General features: G+C 60.4%; 12 protein-coding genes. 3 read left to right on the top strand and 9 right to left on the bottom strand.

The genetic code is table 11. From position 1 onward, the window contains the following. Positions 1 to 58: 58 nt before the first annotated feature. Positions 59 to 1822 carry an oligopeptide:H+ symporter gene (locus RT131_RS04115; protein ID WP_313170521.1) on the top strand — a complete coding sequence of 588 codons (1764 nt, stop codon included), beginning with the start codon at positions 59 to 61 and terminating at the stop codon, positions 1820 to 1822. Between the two features lie 274 nt (positions 1823 to 2096). Here RT131_RS04115 and RT131_RS04110 read toward each other — a convergent pair whose 3' ends face one another. The 6 genes from RT131_RS04110 to RT131_RS04085 all read right to left on the bottom strand — a co-directional run bounded on the left by RT131_RS04110 (position 2097) and on the right by RT131_RS04085 (position 10924). Beyond that, a complete protein-coding gene (locus tag RT131_RS04110) occupies positions 2097 to 4049 on the bottom strand; it encodes a prolyl oligopeptidase family serine peptidase (RefSeq protein WP_313170763.1) in 1953 nt (650 codons plus the stop codon). A 244-nt stretch (positions 4050 to 4293) separates the two neighbouring features. Beyond that, positions 4294 to 5277, bottom strand: coding sequence for a hypothetical protein (locus RT131_RS04105; RefSeq protein ID WP_313170519.1), 984 nt, complete (start codon positions 5275 to 5277; stop codon positions 4294 to 4296). Between the two features lie 430 nt (positions 5278 to 5707). Next, positions 5708 to 6310 carry a hypothetical protein gene (locus RT131_RS04100; RefSeq protein WP_313170517.1) on the bottom strand — a complete coding sequence of 201 codons (603 nt, stop codon included), beginning with the start codon at positions 6308 to 6310 and terminating at the stop codon, positions 5708 to 5710. A gap of 230 nt (positions 6311 to 6540) precedes the next feature. After that, a complete protein-coding gene (locus tag RT131_RS04095) occupies positions 6541 to 7275 on the bottom strand; it encodes a hypothetical protein (protein ID WP_313170515.1) in 735 nt (244 codons plus the stop codon). A gap of 6 nt (positions 7276 to 7281) precedes the next feature. Further along, entirely contained in the window at positions 7282 to 10272 is a 2991-nt protein-coding gene (locus RT131_RS04090) for a hemagglutinin repeat-containing protein (RefSeq protein ID WP_313170513.1), read from the bottom strand. A 97-nt stretch (positions 10273 to 10369) separates the two neighbouring features. Further along, the gene (locus RT131_RS04085) at positions 10370 to 10924 is read right to left on the bottom strand and encodes a single-stranded DNA-binding protein (protein WP_313170511.1); all 555 of its coding nucleotides are present in this window, start codon (positions 10922 to 10924) and stop codon (positions 10370 to 10372) included. Positions 10925 to 11199: 275 nt separating this feature from the next. Between RT131_RS04085 and RT131_RS04080 the strand changes: the two genes are divergently transcribed. After that, entirely contained in the window at positions 11200 to 12231 is a 1032-nt protein-coding gene (locus RT131_RS04080) for a LacI family DNA-binding transcriptional regulator (RefSeq protein WP_313170510.1), read from the top strand. A gap of 163 nt (positions 12232 to 12394) precedes the next feature. On the opposite strand, the gene RT131_RS04075 is transcribed toward RT131_RS04080, so the two are convergent. The 3 genes from RT131_RS04075 to RT131_RS04065 all read right to left on the bottom strand — a co-directional run bounded on the left by RT131_RS04075 (position 12395) and on the right by RT131_RS04065 (position 16259). Then, positions 12395 to 12775, bottom strand: a complete 381-nt coding sequence (locus RT131_RS04075) for an SseB family protein (RefSeq protein ID WP_313170508.1) — start codon at positions 12773 to 12775, stop codon at positions 12395 to 12397. A 287-nt stretch (positions 12776 to 13062) separates the two neighbouring features. Next, a complete protein-coding gene (locus RT131_RS04070; protein WP_313170506.1) occupies positions 13063 to 14778 on the bottom strand; it encodes an alpha-amylase family glycosyl hydrolase in 1716 nt (571 codons plus the stop codon). Beyond that, positions 14778 to 16259 carry an MFS transporter gene (locus tag RT131_RS04065; RefSeq protein WP_313170504.1) on the bottom strand — a complete coding sequence of 494 codons (1482 nt, stop codon included), beginning with the start codon at positions 16257 to 16259 and terminating at the stop codon, positions 14778 to 14780. The genes RT131_RS04070 and RT131_RS04065 overlap by 1 nt, the downstream gene beginning before the upstream one ends. Before the next feature lie 210 nt (positions 16260 to 16469). On the opposite strand from RT131_RS04065, the gene RT131_RS04060 reads away from it, so the two are divergent. Beyond that, entirely contained in the window at positions 16470 to 18536 is a 2067-nt protein-coding gene (locus RT131_RS04060; protein ID WP_313170502.1) for a glycoside hydrolase family 97 protein, read from the top strand. Positions 18537 to 18878 lie beyond the last annotated feature (342 nt).

The following is an 18878-nucleotide window of genomic DNA, read 5'->3' as shown; positions in this document are numbered from 1 at the left end:
GTCGATGCAGCGCCGACAGCACGCCTATACTCGCGGCCTTCGATTTTGACGGTTGCCCATGTCCACATCCTCCCTGCCGGCGACCGGTGCCGACGACTTCCTCGGCCACCCCAAGGGTGTCTACGTCTGCTTCTTCACCGAGATGTGGGAGCGCTTCTCCTTCTATGGCATGAAGGCCTTGCTGCTGCTGTACCTGACCAAGTACCACTTGTTCGGCGACAAGGCCGGGCTGGACCTGCTCGGTGCCTACGGTGGCCTGGTCTACTGCATCCCGGTGTTCGGCGGCCTGTTGGCCGACCGCTGGCTGGGCATGCGCAAGGCGGTGGTGTTCGGCGGCATCCTGCTGGTGCTCGGCCATGCCGGCATGGCCTTCGAGGGCCACGCCGCCCATCGCGTCGCCGGTGAAGTGGTACGCGACGAAGCCGCGCTGTCGATCACCTACCTGTCGCTGGCGCTGATCATCATGGGCGTGGGCTTCCTCAAGCCCAACATCTCCACCATCGTCGGCAAGCTCTACCCGGAGAACGATCCCCGCCGCGACTCGGGCTTCTCGCTGTTCTACGCCGGCATCAACCTGGGGGCGCTGTTCGCCTCGCTGGTCTGCGGCTTCCTCGGCGAAGCCTATGGCTGGAAGTACGGCTTCGGTGCCGCCGGCATCGGTATGCTGGTGGGCCTGGCAATGTTCCTGTGGGGCCAGAAGTACCTGCAAGGTCACGCCGAGCCGGCGCAACCGGCAACCCTGCGTGAGCGTGTTCTTGGCATCCCCCGCGAATGGCTGATCTACGGCGTCGCCATCGTCGGCATCGTTCCGGTCGCGGCGTTGATGTGGGCAGCAGCCAACGGTGCATTCGCACTGGGTGGCGAAATCAGCCTGGCGCTGATGCTGATGATCGTGGTGCTGGGCGGCGTGCTGCTGTGGTTTGCCTGGTTCACCGGCACCCAATGCACGCCGGTGCAGCGCCAGCAGATGATCGCGCTGATGGTGCTGATCTTCATGGCACTGGTGTTCTTCACCCTGTACGAACAGACCTACGGCTCCTGGGTCACGTTCACCGACCGCCTGTTGACCAAGGATCTGGTGCCGTCACTGGTGATCCGTGAAGGCACGCCGCTGCCGTGGTCCATCGTTTCACTGCTGCTGGCGCCACTGGGTTTCGTGTTGGCCGCGCGCCTGTCCGACCGCAACCCCGCCTCCGCCGCACCGCGCCTGCTGTTTGCGGTAGTCGTTGCCGCCATGCTGGTCATGCTGGTCCGTGACTGCCTGGTACTGCCGCAGACCGCGGGCTCGCTGACCTATCTGGGCGCGCTGTTCCTGGTGCTGCTGGCGCCGCTGTTTGCCGCCCTGTGGGCATGGCTGGACAAGCGCAGGCTGGATCCGTCCAAGCCACTCAAGTCATCGTTCGGGCTGGTGTTCGGCGCATTGTCGTTCGTCCCGCTTGCGCTGGCCGCGCAACAGGTGGGTACGACCGGCGAGATGGCCAGCGTGTGGTGGCTGGTGCTGGCCTACCTGATCCTGGAAATCGGCGAGATGTGCCTGTCACCGGTGGGCCTGTCGGCGGTCACCCAACTGGCCGCACCGCGGGTGGTCAGCCTGATGATGGGCACCTGGTTCCTGGCCACCGCCTTCTCCGAAACGCTGGCCGCACTGTTCGGCAAGCTGGCCGCTATCGACGTACCCGAAGGCGAAGTGATGAACATCGCCGAGGCCGCCGGCCGCTACGAGCACCTGTTCTGGCTGCTGATGTGGATAGGCCTGGGCTGTGCGGCAGCAGCCCTGCTGGCCTCGCCCTTGTTGAAACGGATGATGCACGGCGTCCGCTAACCCCTGCTTTTGTAGGAGCGGCGTAAGCCGCGAAGCTAGTACTGCCTGCGCGCCGGCAATATCCACAACCTGACACAGCATCAGCTTCGCGGTTTACACCGCTCCCACAAGCTTATCTTCAGCACGTGCGTGGCCGGTTGTGGGAGCGGCGTCAGCCGCGAAGCTCGCACCGCTTGCGTGGCAGCAACATCCGCAACCTGACACAGCATCAGCTTCGCGGTTTACACCGCTCCCACAAAAACTCAGGGCCAACGCCCGCAACGCGATCAGGTGGCTACTTCGCCTTCTCTCCACCCAGATGCTGCGACAGGAAGCCCAGCAGCCTGCCGTAATACTCGCGCTGATGCGGCTCGGTATAGAAGCCATGCCCTTCGGTACTGAAGTACAAAGACTCAACCGGTACGCCAGCCCTCTTCAACGCCGCCTCCATCATCCGCGTGTGCTCGATCGGCGCGATCTCGTCCTCACCACCGGCCGCAAGAAACACCGGAACCTTGATCCGATCCGCAAAACGATTCGGTGATGCAGCGGCCAGTGCGGCCTGATCCTCACCCACCCAATCCTTGGACCAATTGCCGAGACTACGAGCGGTGCGCGCATCCGCACGCTGCATCATTGGCAAGTCATAAACACCTACATAGCCGGCAGCACAGCGATAGAGCGAGGGCTCCTTTGCTGCACCCATTAATGCAGCGTACGCGCCATAGCTGGCGCCATAAATGCAGATCCTTGTTGCATCAGCCAGTCCTTCGCGGATCGCCCAGCGGGTCGCATCGGTAAGATCGTCCTGCATCGTTCCGCCCCATTGCTGCGCGCCGGCACGACGAAACTCCCAACCGTAGTTTCCCGAACCGCGATAGTTGACCTGCATGACCGTATAGCCTGCGGCAGCCAGCATCTGCGCATCACGGTCGTAGCGCCATGCGTCGAAGATCCCGTATGGCCCACCATGCGGCATCAGCACCATCGGCCGCTGGCCTGTGACACCACGTGACTTGGTAAGGTAACCATGGATCTTCAATCCATCGCGTGCAGCAAAGCTGAAGGGTTCAACCACGGCAGCTGCGTCCGGGTCGATCCAGCTGCCGCTGGCCACCACAAAACTCAGTTTCTTGGCAGCCGAGTCATACAGGTAGAAATCGCCCGGATTACTGCCAGACCACACTCTCACCATCGACAACAGGCCGTCCTTGGTACTGGAAGTGATCCGCAACGACTGCCCCGGAAATGCAGCTTCCAGACTACGGAACAAACGCGCCTCAGGCACACCGTCATCGAAGAACACACTGCGGTGGCGCCCATCCATTATCTGCGCGCCGACAGGCACACGCGTGCCGGTGCGGTAAATAATCGACCACGGGTCCGCTGCCTGGTCATGCAATACGGTAGTACGGGCATTGGTGGAGGGATTCCACGCCACGATACTGTCTGGCCCCTTGCCCTCACCACGCACCTGCAGATAGGCCAAGGTGTTATCTACCGAGAAGCCCAACGGCACTTCGATGCGGCCATTCGCCATCTGATCGTTGATCAATCGCCAGTCGGTGCCCGCCGCATCGCGGTAGTACAGCTTACTGATATTGTCCGTACCCGAACCCAGCGCCAGGCGCACCTCGCCGGTGTTATCCGTAACAAAGCTGGCGTTGCGCACTGGCGCCGTCGCGGCCACCACACGACGCCCGCTTTTTACATCCAGCCTCTCAGCACGGGTGAATGGCTCCATCGTGCCCAAAGGCCATGTCGATACCACCACATTCCGGTCATCTGCAGGCAAGCCATCAACCAGAAACGCGGCCACGCTCTCCACCTTTTTTGGCTGGATACGGGTACCTGGGCCATTGCCTTGTACGCGGAAACCAACCAACAACTCCGCCTCCCCGCCATCAGCGTTCATGGCGTACAACTCGCCGGTCAAACGCGGCTCGTCCAATAGGCCAAATTTCTCGGCGATACCAATCAGCACTCGCTCGTCGTTTACCCAGTCGAAACTGTTCACATGCATATTGCGCTGCAGGACGAACGCGCCGGCTTTCTTGTTGCCCTCACGGGTGAAAATAACAAGCGCGGTTTTGTCTTCCAATGGAACGGTGGCCGCGTAGTACTTACCTGAAGGCGACAACTTGATGTCGTTGAAATCATCCTTGCGAATGAACTGCCCCAGATCCACAGCAGCCCAGCTGCTGGCCGAACAAAAAGACAGCACCAGAGCCATCCCCAGCTTCATCATCTGCATTTTGCCCCCATTGAACGGGCATCCGGCCCGCGTTGGGCGATTCTAGCCAGCTATCAGCTCGCTTTTCCATATGGAAAATGCGCAGGAGCACTTCGGAGGATAGCGGGCTACACCCATGCTCGGCGAATAGACATCGTTACCAGAGAAAATCCGGCCCATACGACTTCATCACCCCATGCACGCCCCTGGAGTTCCGGGCTCTCCATCCATGCACGATCAAATCTGGCCCGTCGGCGCTCTATGCGCGACCAGCCGCAGCCGCAACCAAGCGATAAGCATCATGCAGCATGCCGACGAAGACCTGCCGCTGCCCTGCATCCAGCACCACCGATTCCCGAAACCGGTCAACAGAGCCAGCCCAGTCGTCCAGGGAATCATCGTTGTAGATCGCCTGATACGCATCCCATGCACCAGCAGACCGCAGGTATAGCGTCTGCGCGAACAGCTCCAGCGAATCCCCATTCGAGAGTTTCAGCGGCCTGCTGGTCTGGGTGTGGCTGAGCACCTGCCGCAAAACCGGGTCGTCATTGAGCTGCGATGCCCAGACATGACCATTCAGATGCTGGCGAACGAACTCCAGAATCCCGGCATGATCATCTGCAAGCCCCTGGGCATAGATGCCGTCAGGCAACCGCAGATGGCGCCCGTCGAACAGCCACTTGACCACCAGCGTAGCCGCAGGTTTCACCGTGTTATGCACGTTGGCCTGATCGAACTCGTGGTGCCCCATGAACTGGCGATCCTGCACGATGCTCACCTGGATTGTCTCCACCCGCTGCTTCCTGGGGCAGAACCAAAGCTTCAGCTCCACATCCGCACCAAGCGGCTTCTGAAACAGCTGCGTATCGGTATACGTGTCCACGTTCCCTTCGAAGAACGTCATGCACGCGTCAAAGCCTGCATCCGGCCCTACGAAACCATCCCAGAACCCAGCAGGCAACGCGACATTACCCTTCGGCTTGCGTGAGAACAGCAACACGGACTGCAGATGGCAGAGCAAGCCACCGCGCAGGCCGTCTACCGGCGGATAGAAACGGTCGTTGATGATGTCGAACCCGAAGTAGTACTCCATCTCATGCCGCTTGTCCTTCACGCTCTTGGTGCCCTGATTCGCGGTGACAGACATCGGCGGTTTTCCGATTCCAAGCTGTTCGAACCAATCCACGAGCTGCGGATCACTACCTTTGGTGCCAACAAGACTTACGAGATCAGAAACGTGCATGGTGTCTTCCGTGAGACCTTAATCTGCATGAATTATTGCAGGTGCGACAAGCATGCGTCATCTATATCTGGCGACCCACGACGAACTACCAACTTTCTCTTACAGCACGGCAGACAAACGACAACCAGGCTAAACATCCGCGCGCATCGAAACTACGCGCCCAACCTTCTTCAGCATCGTAACGATCTGACTCTCGGTGAGTTTGCTCTTGCGCATCGGTCGTCTCCTTGGGGCTAGTTTGCCCGGAGACCTCTAAGAATGCCTGGATCAAGTTTGCGGGTAGGCGACATGCTGAACTCGGCAAACGGATCATGATGCCCTCCCCATGGACCAACCACTCGTAGCGCCAGGCGGTTCAGCGCTTGATATCTTCTTGCATCATTTTGCTCATCGGTCCTTCCTTTGGGAAACCCATCAGCTGAGCAGGTCCTCAGTGGGTCATTAAGCCTCTTTGCCGCGGGCAGGAGCCTGCCGGCTCGCTGGAAACAGCCCGGCGGCTTGCAGAACCATCACCTTGCGTAAGAAGCTGCGACAGCTCGACGCTGCAGCCCTGACTAGTCCACTTGGCGCGCATTTCATAGTTTTGATCGGAATCCGGAACGAAGCTACGCGCCAGGTAGCAACTGGCCGAAGCGCGCTCTACAGAACCGGGACGGCCAGCAGCGGGGCGCTGAGATTCAAGATAGAACGTGAATCCCGCGGTGATAGGCTGCCCAGGCCGCACCGCCATCTCGACGAAATGCCTGGGGGTATCGGGCGTCTTGGGCATACCCAAATCACGCTTGCGTTGCCCTCCCATTTGAGGACCGGCAGGATAGCCGCTACCAGGCACATCAGGACTTACGCAGACACTGTTCGGATATACCTTGATGTTGCGTGAGCCCGACACTCTGAGGTGGGCTGCGTCCTCCTGCTTAGGCTCGTTGTAGGACGACAGCTCGCTCTTTGCTACTTCCTTGATGAAACAGCCGGACAACAGCGCACAACAACCCACTCCAATAAATGCTTGCGAAATCCTATTTTCATAAAACATTCAACGCATCCTTGTTAACCCGTCAAGAGCACGCAACTTCACTAAAGATCGCAACCACAAACAGGGCTGTGACATTAAAACTTATACAGCGACCAAACTATTTATAACAATTTAGGGCTAACAGATTCGAAAACATCACAAACCGCGAGTTCACCTTCAAAAAATCAGAAAAGAGCAACGAGAGCTTGATTCAACCGCCCAAGTCAAAACCGCCCAAGTCAGATTTGGCACTAGCAATCCACCAAAAAAAACCCATTTCGAAACAACCGTTTGAGCTCAGCACGACGCCGGTCGAAAAGCGAAAAATCAGCGACTATATCGCCAATTTCCTTCGTAACCGTCACCAAACTCCCCCCCATCAAACTCTCAACAGAGAACCCCATAGATTTAATACGCTCATCATCCACTTCTCGGGAAAAATCATCCCCGTAAAACATTGACCAACCAATGTTCGGAACCTCAGGACTCAGAGCAGAATTAAACGATCCAATCTGAAAACTATCATTTAAGTTATCGGGATGAAGCTCAGGCGCAGTAAACAAATGAAGCATTCCTAGTTGAGGCTCAAATATCTCGCACCATCTTCTGAAAACAACCATCCAATCAACCTCATCAGAATAGCTGGCCCTCAACGAGATAGACCCAGGGACTACTTGCCCCCTCAAGTTTCTGAATGTGTGCACCACACTACCTATCGATTTAACAGATCGCCGCCGCCTCCATGCAAAATCCCGATAGAGAACTGATTGAACCCCGTTTACGTCGAAAATTTCCTCAGCAGCCCAGCAATCCCTAATAGAGCTTGAATCTATAAAATTATTTGAGAATTTATCCGCATTATGTGAAATCTGCTCCGGAAGCAATCGCCCCCCACTCAAGCTTAGGGACTCAACCAATTTCTCACCAATCGCCCAATCAGCCGTCTCATTCTTTGTTCTGATCGACATCTGTATATATGATTTCATTGGCTATCAATACTTAGAAAATTCGCCCGTACCCGGATTGTACCTGTAAATCTCCCCTCCCGTAGCTCTCACCTGACGTAACACTTCTGCCGATATCCGGCTCGTCCTTTGACTCACGACAAGGTTAAACGGTTGTCCCGTCACCCCAGCATGCCTAATCTGCGCACGCAACTGATCGGACATTGAAATATTAACAACATTCTTAATTTCAACTACACCACCCACATTTCTCCCGGCAAGATCAGGAATGGTTTTCACCACTTTCCCACTCGAGAGTTGCACCGTGACAGGGACAGTATTCTTCACGGCACCGACGTGCCCCAATGCACCTACAAAGTCTTGTTCAAATGCCACCCCATTTCTATGGTTAATTATGACCTGCGGAATCCCAATGCCGCTTGCTACACCTGAAATTCTGGCTCCCTTTCCGATCTTACTAACGAAATCTCCGCCAAATGGAATGACCCCAATAGTGGCCCAACCATAATCACTTGGACTATCAGCTTCATAGAACGCCTTTGCATCTCCTACCCCTGGGGTAAAGTCCAAGGCAGTTTCGCCGACCCACTTTACCTTACCTCCTATGTCGTATTTATTCCAAACATCCGAAAGATAATCTCCAGAGTCATACTTAAACAAACCCGGAGCCTTATGCTCCATAGCAGAGCGAATTTCCTCACGCTCCTCAGCGCTCATTGCTCCGATAACTTCATATGTCTGCCTTTCTAACTCTGCAGCCATAACACCAAGGTCTGTACCTACCCAGCACTGCATCTCATAGCACGCCATTGCCTCCAATTGCGTCTGGCTATAGCCTTCTTCCGCCAGTTCCTGCACAGCAGCCTTCTGTCGGGGATGTAATTGGCGATTGAACTGCTCCCCCGCCAAAGCAGTCACTGCGCCACTTCCCTCACCCACAGCAGCACCGATGGCAATGCTCGCCAGTTCCATCAACGCCGTCCCTTCCGCCGAGTCCGGGTTGATGTTGTTGCTTCCCAGATAGTTCAGCACTGCGCCACTTGCCAATTGACTGGCAGCGACCCCGCTCAACCCATCAAGGGCGCTGCCACCGCCCAATGCGGCGATAGCGGCACCCACGGCACCATGCAGTAGTACTTTCTCTTTACTGCCTTCTTCCCAGCCCATTTTCTGGGCAATGTCGCCGGCGGTGCGCATACCAACTTCAGCAGCAACCTGCCCCATCTCCAACCGTTCCTGCACCTTCAGCTGATCAAAGATCTCCTTCAGGCCATCCTGCTGCAGCACAGTTGCGGTGCGATCCAGTCCCTCCAACGCATTGGAATCGCCATTGCGCACTTCCACCGTGCCAGCAGCGATATCGCCACGCGTCACGCTGCTGGCCTTTTCGCTTTGCGGAATACTCACACTCGGCGCGGGTGCATTCATGCCACCCGAACTGCTGCCGCTCACACTCATCCCGATACTACTGGCCTTGTATGCGGCCTCATTCTTGAGATCTTCAACCGACAGGCTGCCGGTACTCAGGTGGTTGCGTGATGGATCGGCAGTGCTCGCAATCGCTGCACCGGTCAACTGCGTGTGTCCGCCCACATAGATATCAAAGCCACCTTCGCCGGCCTGGATACCGGTCTGCTCCTTGACGCTGGTGTAGGTGCTGTCGATCTTGCTTTGGTTGAAGTTGGCGCTCACCGATGCACCGCCGGTGCCCACGGCCACGTCGATTCCGCCGGACACATCCTTGCGCTTGTAGTCGTTGCTGTCCTGTTGGCTGATCAGGGTCAGATCACGGCCGACGTCGGCAATAACCGTCTTGCCCCTCGCCTGCGCGCCTTCCAAGGTCATGTCACGGCCACTGATCATGGTCAGTGTGTTGGTCGCATCGATTGTGGTTTCGGCGTGCGTTGTGCCGCTGCCATCTCCCTTACCTTTTGCGGCAGATGCGGCCACGTAAACACCAAAGCCTGCCTCCGAGCCGATGGTGATGCCAATCTCGCCACTGGAAGACTTGCTGCGCTCTATCTGCTGACGGGTTTCCTGCTGCGACTTGAGAATCAGATCATTGGCGGCGGCGAGGGCGACGTTATCGCCTTCAATCTTGCTGCCGATGATCTTCAGATCGCCGCCATTACCCTGGCCGTCGCCCGTTGCTTGAATGACCACATCCCCCTCACTGGCGATGCGGCTGCCCGAAGAGGTGCTGGCGGTGTATTCCGTTGAGCTGGAGCTCTTGCTTGCGCCAATGCCGATACGAAGGCTGAGACCTCCTGCGGTCTGCTCCTCGTTTGCAATGTCCGCCTTCGCCTGGCCGATCTGATCGCCCATGCCCTTCAGACTGCTCATACCAGCACCGCCACTGGAGAACAACGTCTGTCCGGCCTTCGCAGCATGCAGTGCGCTAAGCCGATCATCCTTGGCCTCGCTGGCCCGCTCAACACTGTTTTTCACTGCCATTGCGGTATCCACCGCACCGCCCTTCAAGCTGACGTTGATGCCGGCCTGCTTGAACTTCTGGGTCTCGGTGACGCTGGTGCTGTCTTCGGCAGCCTGGATGGTCACGTTCTGGCCAATAATGCCGATGCCTTCCCGGCTCAGCACATCACTTCCGGTGATCGTCACATCGCGGCCAGCGGCGATATCCACACGACCATCTGTACTGCCAATCAGACTGCCGGTGTGCGTCTTCTCTGCGATATCGGCGGTGGTGTCCGTCTGCTGCTTGCCGATCGTGAAGCCAACACCGCCACCAGAGAACAAACCCGATTTGGTGACCGTTTTGTCATGAACTTCGGTATGCGTATTCTCGGCGACACCGAGAATCACGTCGCGTCCAGCCGCCAGTAGAACATCACCTGTACCGGCAATCTGCGCTCCCTGTGAGGTCAGGTCTCTTCCAGCCGCCACGGTGACCGTTTCGCCACTCAATGTGGTGGTGACGGCAATGCTGTCACTCCATGAATCCAGCGTCGCGGTGGTCTTGGTCTTGAGTATGACTAGACCCAATTGACATGTGGTCATAGCCGTCGGTCACCACCAATATCTTGTTCGAACATTGCATAAACAAAAAAGGCCATGCAGTGCATGGCCTTTGGCAAACAAACGCGCTGGGCGATTATCAGAACGGAATATCGTCGTCAGCAAAATCATCCATCGGCGGCGCCGACTGCTGCTGCGGCGGTGCCTGGCGCTGCTGCTGGCGCTGACCGCCGCCGTAGCCGCCGCCCTGGTCCTGGTTGCCATAACCGCCCTGGCCGCCACCCTGCTGCTGACGCGGGGCCGACTGACGCTGCGGACGATCGCCGCCGTAGCCGCCACCGCCACCACCGCCGCCTTCACCACGGCCGCCGAGCATCTGCATTTCGTTGGCGACGATGTCGGTGGTGTACTTTTCAACACCGTCCTGGCCGGTGTACTTGTCGTAGCGCAGTTCGCCTTCGACATAGACCGAGCTGCCCTTGCGCAGGTATTCACCGGCGATCTCGCCGAGCTTGCCGAAGAACACCACACGGTGCCACTCGGTACGCTCCTGCTGGTTGCCGTCACGGTCCTTGCGCACGCTGGTGGTAGCCAGGCTGATGCGGGTGATCGCCATGCCGGCCTGGGTGTATTTGGTGTCCGGGTCGTTGCCGAGGTTGCCGACGAGGATGACTTTATTGATGCCGCGGGCCATAGGTTCCTACTCTTCCGTTGGGGTCCACCCGCCGGATGCGGGCAATAGCCCACGTATTATATCTGTCCGGCGACAGATAGCAGCCAATCCTTGCAGCCCTTGCGGCGTAAGGCTTGCGCTGACCACGCCAGGGTTGCCGCCGGCCTGGACGAGGTCCGGAAGGTTCGCCCGCCAGCGCCGGAATCGCCCGGCTGGCAGGGCATACTGACCGCAGCCTGCCCCCTTTCGCCGACCTCATGGCATGATGCCAGACGTCGTTCAGATTGCTGGTCAAGATGGTCATCAAGGGCAAAGCCACCTCTTTGGATATCGCGCACATGGCGGGCGTTTCGCAGCCGACGGTGTCGCGTGCGCTGCGTGGCAGTCCGATGGTCAATGCCGAAACCCGCCAGCGCATCCTCGATATCGCCCGCCAGCTGAACTACAAGGTCGACAAGAACGCCTCCAGCCTGCGTTGCCAGCAGTCCGGCACGCTGGCCCTGCTGTTCTTCGAGGACCCGACCAATGATGACTCGCTGATCAACCCCTTCTTCCACTCGATGCTGGGCTCGATCACCCGTGCCTGCGCGCTGAAGGGCCGGGACCTGCTGGTGTCCTTCCAGCAGCTGTCCAGCGACTGGCATGCCGATTTCGAAGACAGCAACAAGGCCGACGGCATCATCCTGCTCGGCTATGGCGACTATCACGAGTCGGTTGAGCGGCTGCAGCGGCTGGTGGAGCAAGGCACCCACTTCGTGCGCTGGGGCGCAGCCTTGCCGGGCCAGCCCGGTGTATCGATCGGCAGCGACAACTTCCAGGGCGGCTTTGATATCAGCGCGCACCTGCTTGAGCAGGGCCGCCAGCGCATCGCGTTCCTCGGCCATGCGTCCAGCCACTATCCCGAATTCGAGGAACGCTACCGCGGCCACGTTCAGGCGCTGGCTGCGCGCGGGCTGAAGGCAGATCCCGGCATGCAGCACAATGCCATTACCACCGAGGAGTCAGGCCACGCTGCCTGCATCGCCCTGCTCGACAGCGGCAAGAATTTCGACGCGATCTGCGCGGCCAGCGACCTGATCGCCATCGGCGCGTTGCGGGCCCTGCGCGAGCGCGGTATACGCGTGCCACAGGATGTCGCGGTTACCGGCTTTGATGATATTCCGCTGGCGGCGTCGGTATCGCCGCCATTGACCACGGTGCAGCAGGACACCAAGCAGGCCGGTCAGCTGCTGGTGGACAAGCTGTTGAGCCTGATTGCCAGTGAGCCAGTGGAAGGCCTCACCATTCCGGTGAGGCTGGTGGTGCGGGAATCATCGCTCGGCGTCTGATTCACGCCGTAGCCCCCGTAGCCCGGGTAAGCGCAGCGCACCCGGGAAGCACAGAAGCAACAACATTCCGTCAACACTCAACTCCGTCGACACGCCGCCCCTCGGACGCAAGCCCCGGGTGCGCTGCGCTTACCCGGGCTACGGTGTCTTCGCGTGCCTTGACCTAGCTGAAATCCTTGAGGATTTCGCCCACGCCTGACGGTGATATCTCTAAGCCCAGCGGCGTGCCGGGGTTGATCACCACGCCGTAGCCACCGGGCACGCGGCGCAGCACCTCCAGCATCAGCATGCGGATGTTGTGCGGCGCCTGCTGCTGGTGGAACCCAACCCGCGCCATGTCGGTGAACACCGCCACATGCAGCACACCCTGCTTGTCGAACAGCAGCGGATCGAAACCACTGCCGTCAGGCGTGACCAGGCTGCCGGTCAGCAGCACCACCTCGGAGGCGACGAAGGCCTGCATGAACGCGCGGATCGGCAGTTTGCCGTCCATTGCCGTCTGCAACAGGGTTTCGATGGGGGTCTGCGGGGGGAGCTGGTTCATGGGTGCCGCCGGAAATGCCTGGGGGCGGATTGTAGCGGGTGAGGCTTTGGGAGGCGCAGGGGCTGTAGGTGAGACAGAAGCGAGAGCTACCCCTCCCCGGCCCTCCCCTTGCCTGCGGCAAAGGGAGGGGGACAAGCAAGGCCTCCAGCTGCACGCGAACAGCCCCCTCCCTTTTGCGCAGCAAAGGGGAGGGTTGGGGAGGGGTGCTTTTGGCGCGGTGTTGGATTGCTCGAAGAGCCTTACCCTCACCCCAACCCCTCTCCCGCAGGGAGAGGGGCTAACGCAGGCTACTGCGCCAGTCGTTTATCCCTGGCTTGCTGATCCGCCATGGCAGCGTCCAGCTGCACCTGCAGCTCAGCCTGTTTCACCTGCCCTTCCAGCACAAACACCTTGACCCCATGCGCCGGCACTTCGGTCTTCAGCGAACGCTTCACCTTCAAGGAACCGCCACCCAGCACATCACGCCACTGCCCGGCCTGCAGATAACGGCTCACCTCGAACGAGCGTGCAGCGTCGCCCTTGTTCAGCAGCACCAGCGCCGTCTGCGCCGTGTCTCCATGCTGCAGCACGCGGTAGAAGACCGCCTCGTCGCCCTGCAGCCGCTCGTTGACCTGCAGGCCGCGCTGCAACGCAGGCGTTGCTTCACGCAGTTTGGCGATGCGCTGCAGCGGAGCGAAGATCGGGCTTTGCCCTGCTTCATTCACCCGCTGCTGGCCGAAGTAGGCACGGTTGCCCGCATGCTCGGCGCGTCCGCGCATGAAGCCGGTTTCCGAACCGTAATAGAGCACCGGAATGCCGCGTGCGGTGAACAGCCAGTTATGCGCGTCGATGAAACCGGCATCGCTGGCATCCAGACGCGCCATGTCATGGTTGTCGTAGAAACTCATCAACGCATACGGATTGGCATACGGCCCGCCGCTCAGATGCAGCGGTTCGGCCAGCGTTTCAAAGCCCTTCTGCTCCCTGCCGAATACCGAGGACATGGCACCGCGCAATGGAAAGTCCAGCACGCTGACGTTGGCGTTGGCCGGCCAGGTGTGCTCGGCGATCTTGGCGGCGTCGTAATCGAAGGCTTCGCCGAACATGAACATGCCCGGGTGCTGGGCGCGGATGCGGTTTACGAATTCATGCCACCAGGGATGCGGCAACCAACCGATGGTGTCGATGCGCAAGGCATCCACACCCTGCGCCGTCCATTGCAGGTAGGCACCCACCAGGTAATCCATCACTGCCGGGTTGTGCTCGTTGAAATCCGACAGCTCGGCCAGGTTGCCGTCGAAGATCGAACCCTTGCTGCCATCGACCGGGCCGATGTTGTTGTAGAACGCATGCAGCGGGTTGTGCTTCGGATCAAGCTTGTCCGGGGCAAGGTTCTGATGGTCGGCGATCAACTTGCCGTCCTTGTCGAAGATCTGGCCGAACTGTGGCTGCCGCTTGGGCATGGTCCAGGCCGGTGAGCCGTGGTTGCCGACGATATCCAGCACCACCTTCAGCTTGGCATCGTGCAGGCCCTTGGTCAGCCCGGCGAAATCCAGGTCTGCACTGGGCAGATGCTCGTCCAGCTTGTAGAAGTTGATGCCCCAGTAACCGTGGTAGCCGGTCTTGCCGCGGTCAGTCAGGGTGCTGGTGCAGCTGATTGGCTTGCTGCCGGTGAAGGCCTGATCGGGGTTGTCGATGATCGGCGTGATCCATACCGCGCCAAAGCCAAGCTCGCGGATGTAGTCGGCGTTGTCGAGTACGCCCTTGAAGTCGCCGCCGAGGTAGCCGATGTTGCCGTCGATCTTGTCCGGGCACGGCACCGGAATATCGAAGGTGCGGTGTTCGCCGCCCTGGTCGCGATGGTCGTTGCTGGTATCACCATTGACGAAGCGGTCAGTGACCACGAAGTACACCGCATCACTGGCGAAGGGCTCGGTGGTACCGATGTAATCCGGCCGGCTACCGGCCAAGGCCGAGCCTGCCATCACTGCAAGTCCAACCGCTGCTGCCAAACGACTACGCATCACACCACCTCCTGTTGCGACGGAACCCGCAGCACGCACAAGCCGGCCACGAACAAACTGCAACCGCCCAGCACCAGCACGTGGATGGGATCACCACCCAACCAGTTGCGCAGGGCGAAGCCCAAGGCACTGGCGGCCACCAGCTGCGGGATCACGATGAAGAAATTGAAGATGCCCATGTACACGCCCATCTTCGCCGCCGGCACGCTGTCTGACAGCAGTGCGTACGGCAGCGACAGGATCGAGGCCCAGGCAAAGCCGACGCCGACCATCGACAGCAACAGCCAGTGTGGGTCCTTGATCAGCATCAGCGAGATCAGGCCCAAGCCGCCCAGCCACAGATTGACCAGGTGGCTCCAGCGCAGGCCAATCGCGCGCACCATCAGCGGGATGATCAACGCCGCCACGGCCGCGAAGCCGTTGTAGGCGCCGAACAACACACCTACCCAGTTCGCGCCTTCGTTGTACGCAGCCGACTGCGTATCGGTGGAACCGAAGTGCGTGCCCGCCACCGCTGCGGTGGTGTAGATCCACATCGCAAACAGGGCGAACCAGGAGAAGAACTGCACCCATGCCAAACGCCGCATCGTGCCCGGCATGCTGCGCAGGTCATCGACGATGGTGGCCAGCATATGTGTGCCGGGCAGCACCCGCGCCACGCCGAGCAGCAGGCCGTAACTGGCGCACAGGCCGGCCAGCACATAGAGCATGCGGTCGCCTTGGCGCCAGGCGATCAACGCTGCCAGCAACACCCCCAAACCAAGCCACACGCCGATCTGACCCCATTGCGGCAGACCTGCAGCGCGCTGCACGGCATGCACGGCCGCCGGTTCGGCATCGTCGAAGCGGGCCAGCTCGGCCGGGGAATACTCGCGCGTGCTGAACACCGTCCAGCTCATCGCCAGCAATAGCACCGCCGCGCCGAAGTAGAAGGCATAGCGCACGGTATCCGGCACCTCGCCCGGACCCGCCGTATTGGCGACACCGAAGTGGGCAAGGATGAAGGGCAGGAAGCTGGCCACCACCGCGCCCACGCCGATAAAGAAACTCTGCATCGAGAAGCCCGTCGGGCGCTGCTTCGGCGACAACTGATCACCAACGAAGGCGCGGAACGGCTCCATCGAGATATTGATCGAGGCATCCAGCACCCACAGCGTGCCGGCGGCAATCCACAGGGTCGGCGAGTTGGGCATCACCAGCAGGGCGAGCGTGGTCAGCACCGCGCCGATCATGAAGTAGGGACGGCGGCGGCCCCAGCGCGTCCAGGTGCGGTCGGACAGATAGCCGATCACGGGCTGCACCAGCAGACCGGTCAGCGGCGCGGCGATCCACAGCCCCGGCACCGCATCCATCGGCGCGCCCAGCGTTTCAAAGATGCGGCTGGCATTGGCGTTCTGCAGCGCGAAGCCGAACTGGATACCCAGGAAGCCGAAACACATGTTCCAGATCTGCCAGAACGACAGCTGCGGTTTGCTATTCATCAAGCGCTTCCCCCCTCCGGGAATCACGGATGCGATGTTGGGCGCGGATGCGCTGCGGCCATGGTAGAGGGCGCACCTGTGATCTGCACCGCTGTTGCATACGTATTCAATGCGGCATTGCGCCCACAGCGGCCCCGGCCGGGGAATAGTGGCGCCACGTGCCACCCCGCTGGGCCGGCGCGCCGACCAGAACCCGGAGTTGAGACCCGCATGGCCGATACACGCCCCACCCCTGCCCGCCTATCGCTAAAGGCTGCGTTCGCGCTGCTGCTGATCAGTTGCCTGCCGGCCCATGCCGCCGATCTGGCGCGCGTCACCTCACCCGACAAGCACCTGGTGGTGATCGTCGAATCCCAGCACGAAGGCCGCCCTTCCTACCGGGTGGAGCGCAATGGCGAGGCGGTGATCGCGCCGTCTCGGCTGGGCATGCTGCTCGGTGATGGCCGGTTGGAACGCAATGTCGCCCTTACCGGCCAGTCACAGCGCAGCTTCGACGAAACCTGGGAGCAGCCTTGGGGCGAGCGCCGCCTCACCCGCAATCACTACAACGAGCTGCGCGCCAGCTTCACCGAGAAGCCCGGCGCCGGCCGCAACTACGAGCGCCACTTTGACGTGGTGTTCCGCGTCTATGACGACGGCATCGGCTTCCGCTACGAGTTCCCACAGCAGGCCGGCATGAAGCAGGCGCAGATCCACGCCGAGCTGACCGAGTTCGCGCTGGCGCGCCCGGCAACCGCCTGGTGGATTCCCGCCTTCGAGTGGAATCGCGAGGAATACCTGTACCACCAGACCCCGTTGAAGGAGGTCGGCACCGCGCAGACCCCGCTGACCCTGCGCAGCGACAACGGCCTGCATATCTCCATCCACGAAGCCGCGCTGGTGGACTACGCCGGCATGAACCTGGCCCGTGGTGATGGCGACATCCTGCGCGCGACGCTGACCCCGTCCAGCAGCGGTGCGCCGGTCGTGCGCGCCCTGCCCTTCAATACCCCATGGCGCACCATCACCATCGGCGAGCAAGCGGGCGACCTGGCTGAATCCAGCCTCATCCTCAACCTCAACGAACCCAACGCCATCGGCGATGTGAGCTGGTTCAAACCGGCCAAATATGCCGGTGTGTGGTGGTCGCTGCACCTGGAGACCGAGACCTGGGCGACCGGCCCCAAGCATGGCGCCACCACCGAGAACACCCGCCGTTACATCGACTTCGCCGCCGCCAATGGCTTCCGTGGCGTACTGGTGGAAGGCTGGAACATCGGCTGGGACGGCGACTGGTTCGCCAACGGTGAGGCCTTCGACTTCACCCGCGCCACCCCGGATTTCGACCTGCCGGGCCTTGCCCGCTACGCCGCCGGCAAGGGCGTGCACCTGATCGGCCACCATGAAACCGCCTGCGCGGTCAGCCACTACGAACGCCAGTTGCCTGCAGCGCTGGACCTGTATGCGCGCAACGGCGTGGATGTGGTCAAGACCGGCTATGTCTGCGACGCAGGTGACATCCACCGCCAGGACCAGGTCGATGGCCCGATCACCCGCGAATGGCATGAAGGCCAGTGGATGAGCAACCACAACCTGCGTGTGCTCCAGCAGGCCGCCGCCAAGCACATCGCGATCAACTCACACGAGCCGATCAAAGACACCGGCCTGCGCCGCACCTACCCGAACTGGGTATCGCGCGAAGGCGCACGCGGCATGGAGTTCAACGCCTGGGGCAACCCGCCCAACCCGCCGGGCCATGAAGCCACGCTGGTGTTCACCCGCATGTTGGGCGGACCGATGGATTACACCCCGGGCATCGTCAGCCTGAAGGGCCGCAACGGCCTGGCCCTGCGCAGCACCCTGGCCAAGCAGCTGGCCCTGTACGTGGTGCTGTACAGCCCGGTGCAGATGGTCGCCGACCTGCCCGAACACTACGCCCAGCACCCGGACGCCTTCCAGTTCATCAAGGACGTGGCGGTGGATTGGGAGGAAAGCCATGTGCTCAATGGCGAGGTTGGCCAGTACGTGACCTTTGCACGCAAGGCGCGTGGTAGCGAGGAATGGTTTGTCGGCAGCGTTGGCAGCGAGAAATCGCAGGCGCTGGATGTGGCCTTGTCGTTCCTGACCCCAGGCAAGCGTTACCGCGCGGAGATCTACCGCGATGGTGACGGCGCCAACTGGGAGACGGCACCGTTTGCGTTTGTCCGTGAGGCGCGGGTGGTCGACAACCGCGACCGGATCAAGCTGCAGCTGGCGGCTGGTGGCGGTGCTGCTGTGCGCTTTGTGCCAGTGGAGTGAGGGCTGGACGGCCTGAAGCCCAAGGCTTTGGGCTTGGGGCTTGGGGCTTTGGACGTCTGGCTTTTGGCTTTTGCTCTACAGCCGTCATTCCCGCGCAGGCGGGAATCGCTCTTGGCTCTTGGCTCTTGGCTCTTTGCCCTTGATTCTCGTTCTTTCACTTCGACGCGCAAATCAAGAGCCAGAGCGATTCCCGCCTGCGCGGGAATGACGGCATGAACCAAAGCCACAACCGATGCCACAGCCACAGCGATTCCCGCCTTCGCGGAAACGACGGCGTGATGGCAGAACCGTCGCCGAAAGCGTTTTCAGACCTATCTGCCGCCGCAAAGCCCCATTGAATAC

The organism is Stenotrophomonas sp. (assembly GCF_032066555.1).
Lineage (GTDB): Bacteria > Pseudomonadota > Gammaproteobacteria > Xanthomonadales > Xanthomonadaceae > Stenotrophomonas.
This window is presented reverse-complemented; position numbering and strand designations above follow the sequence as displayed.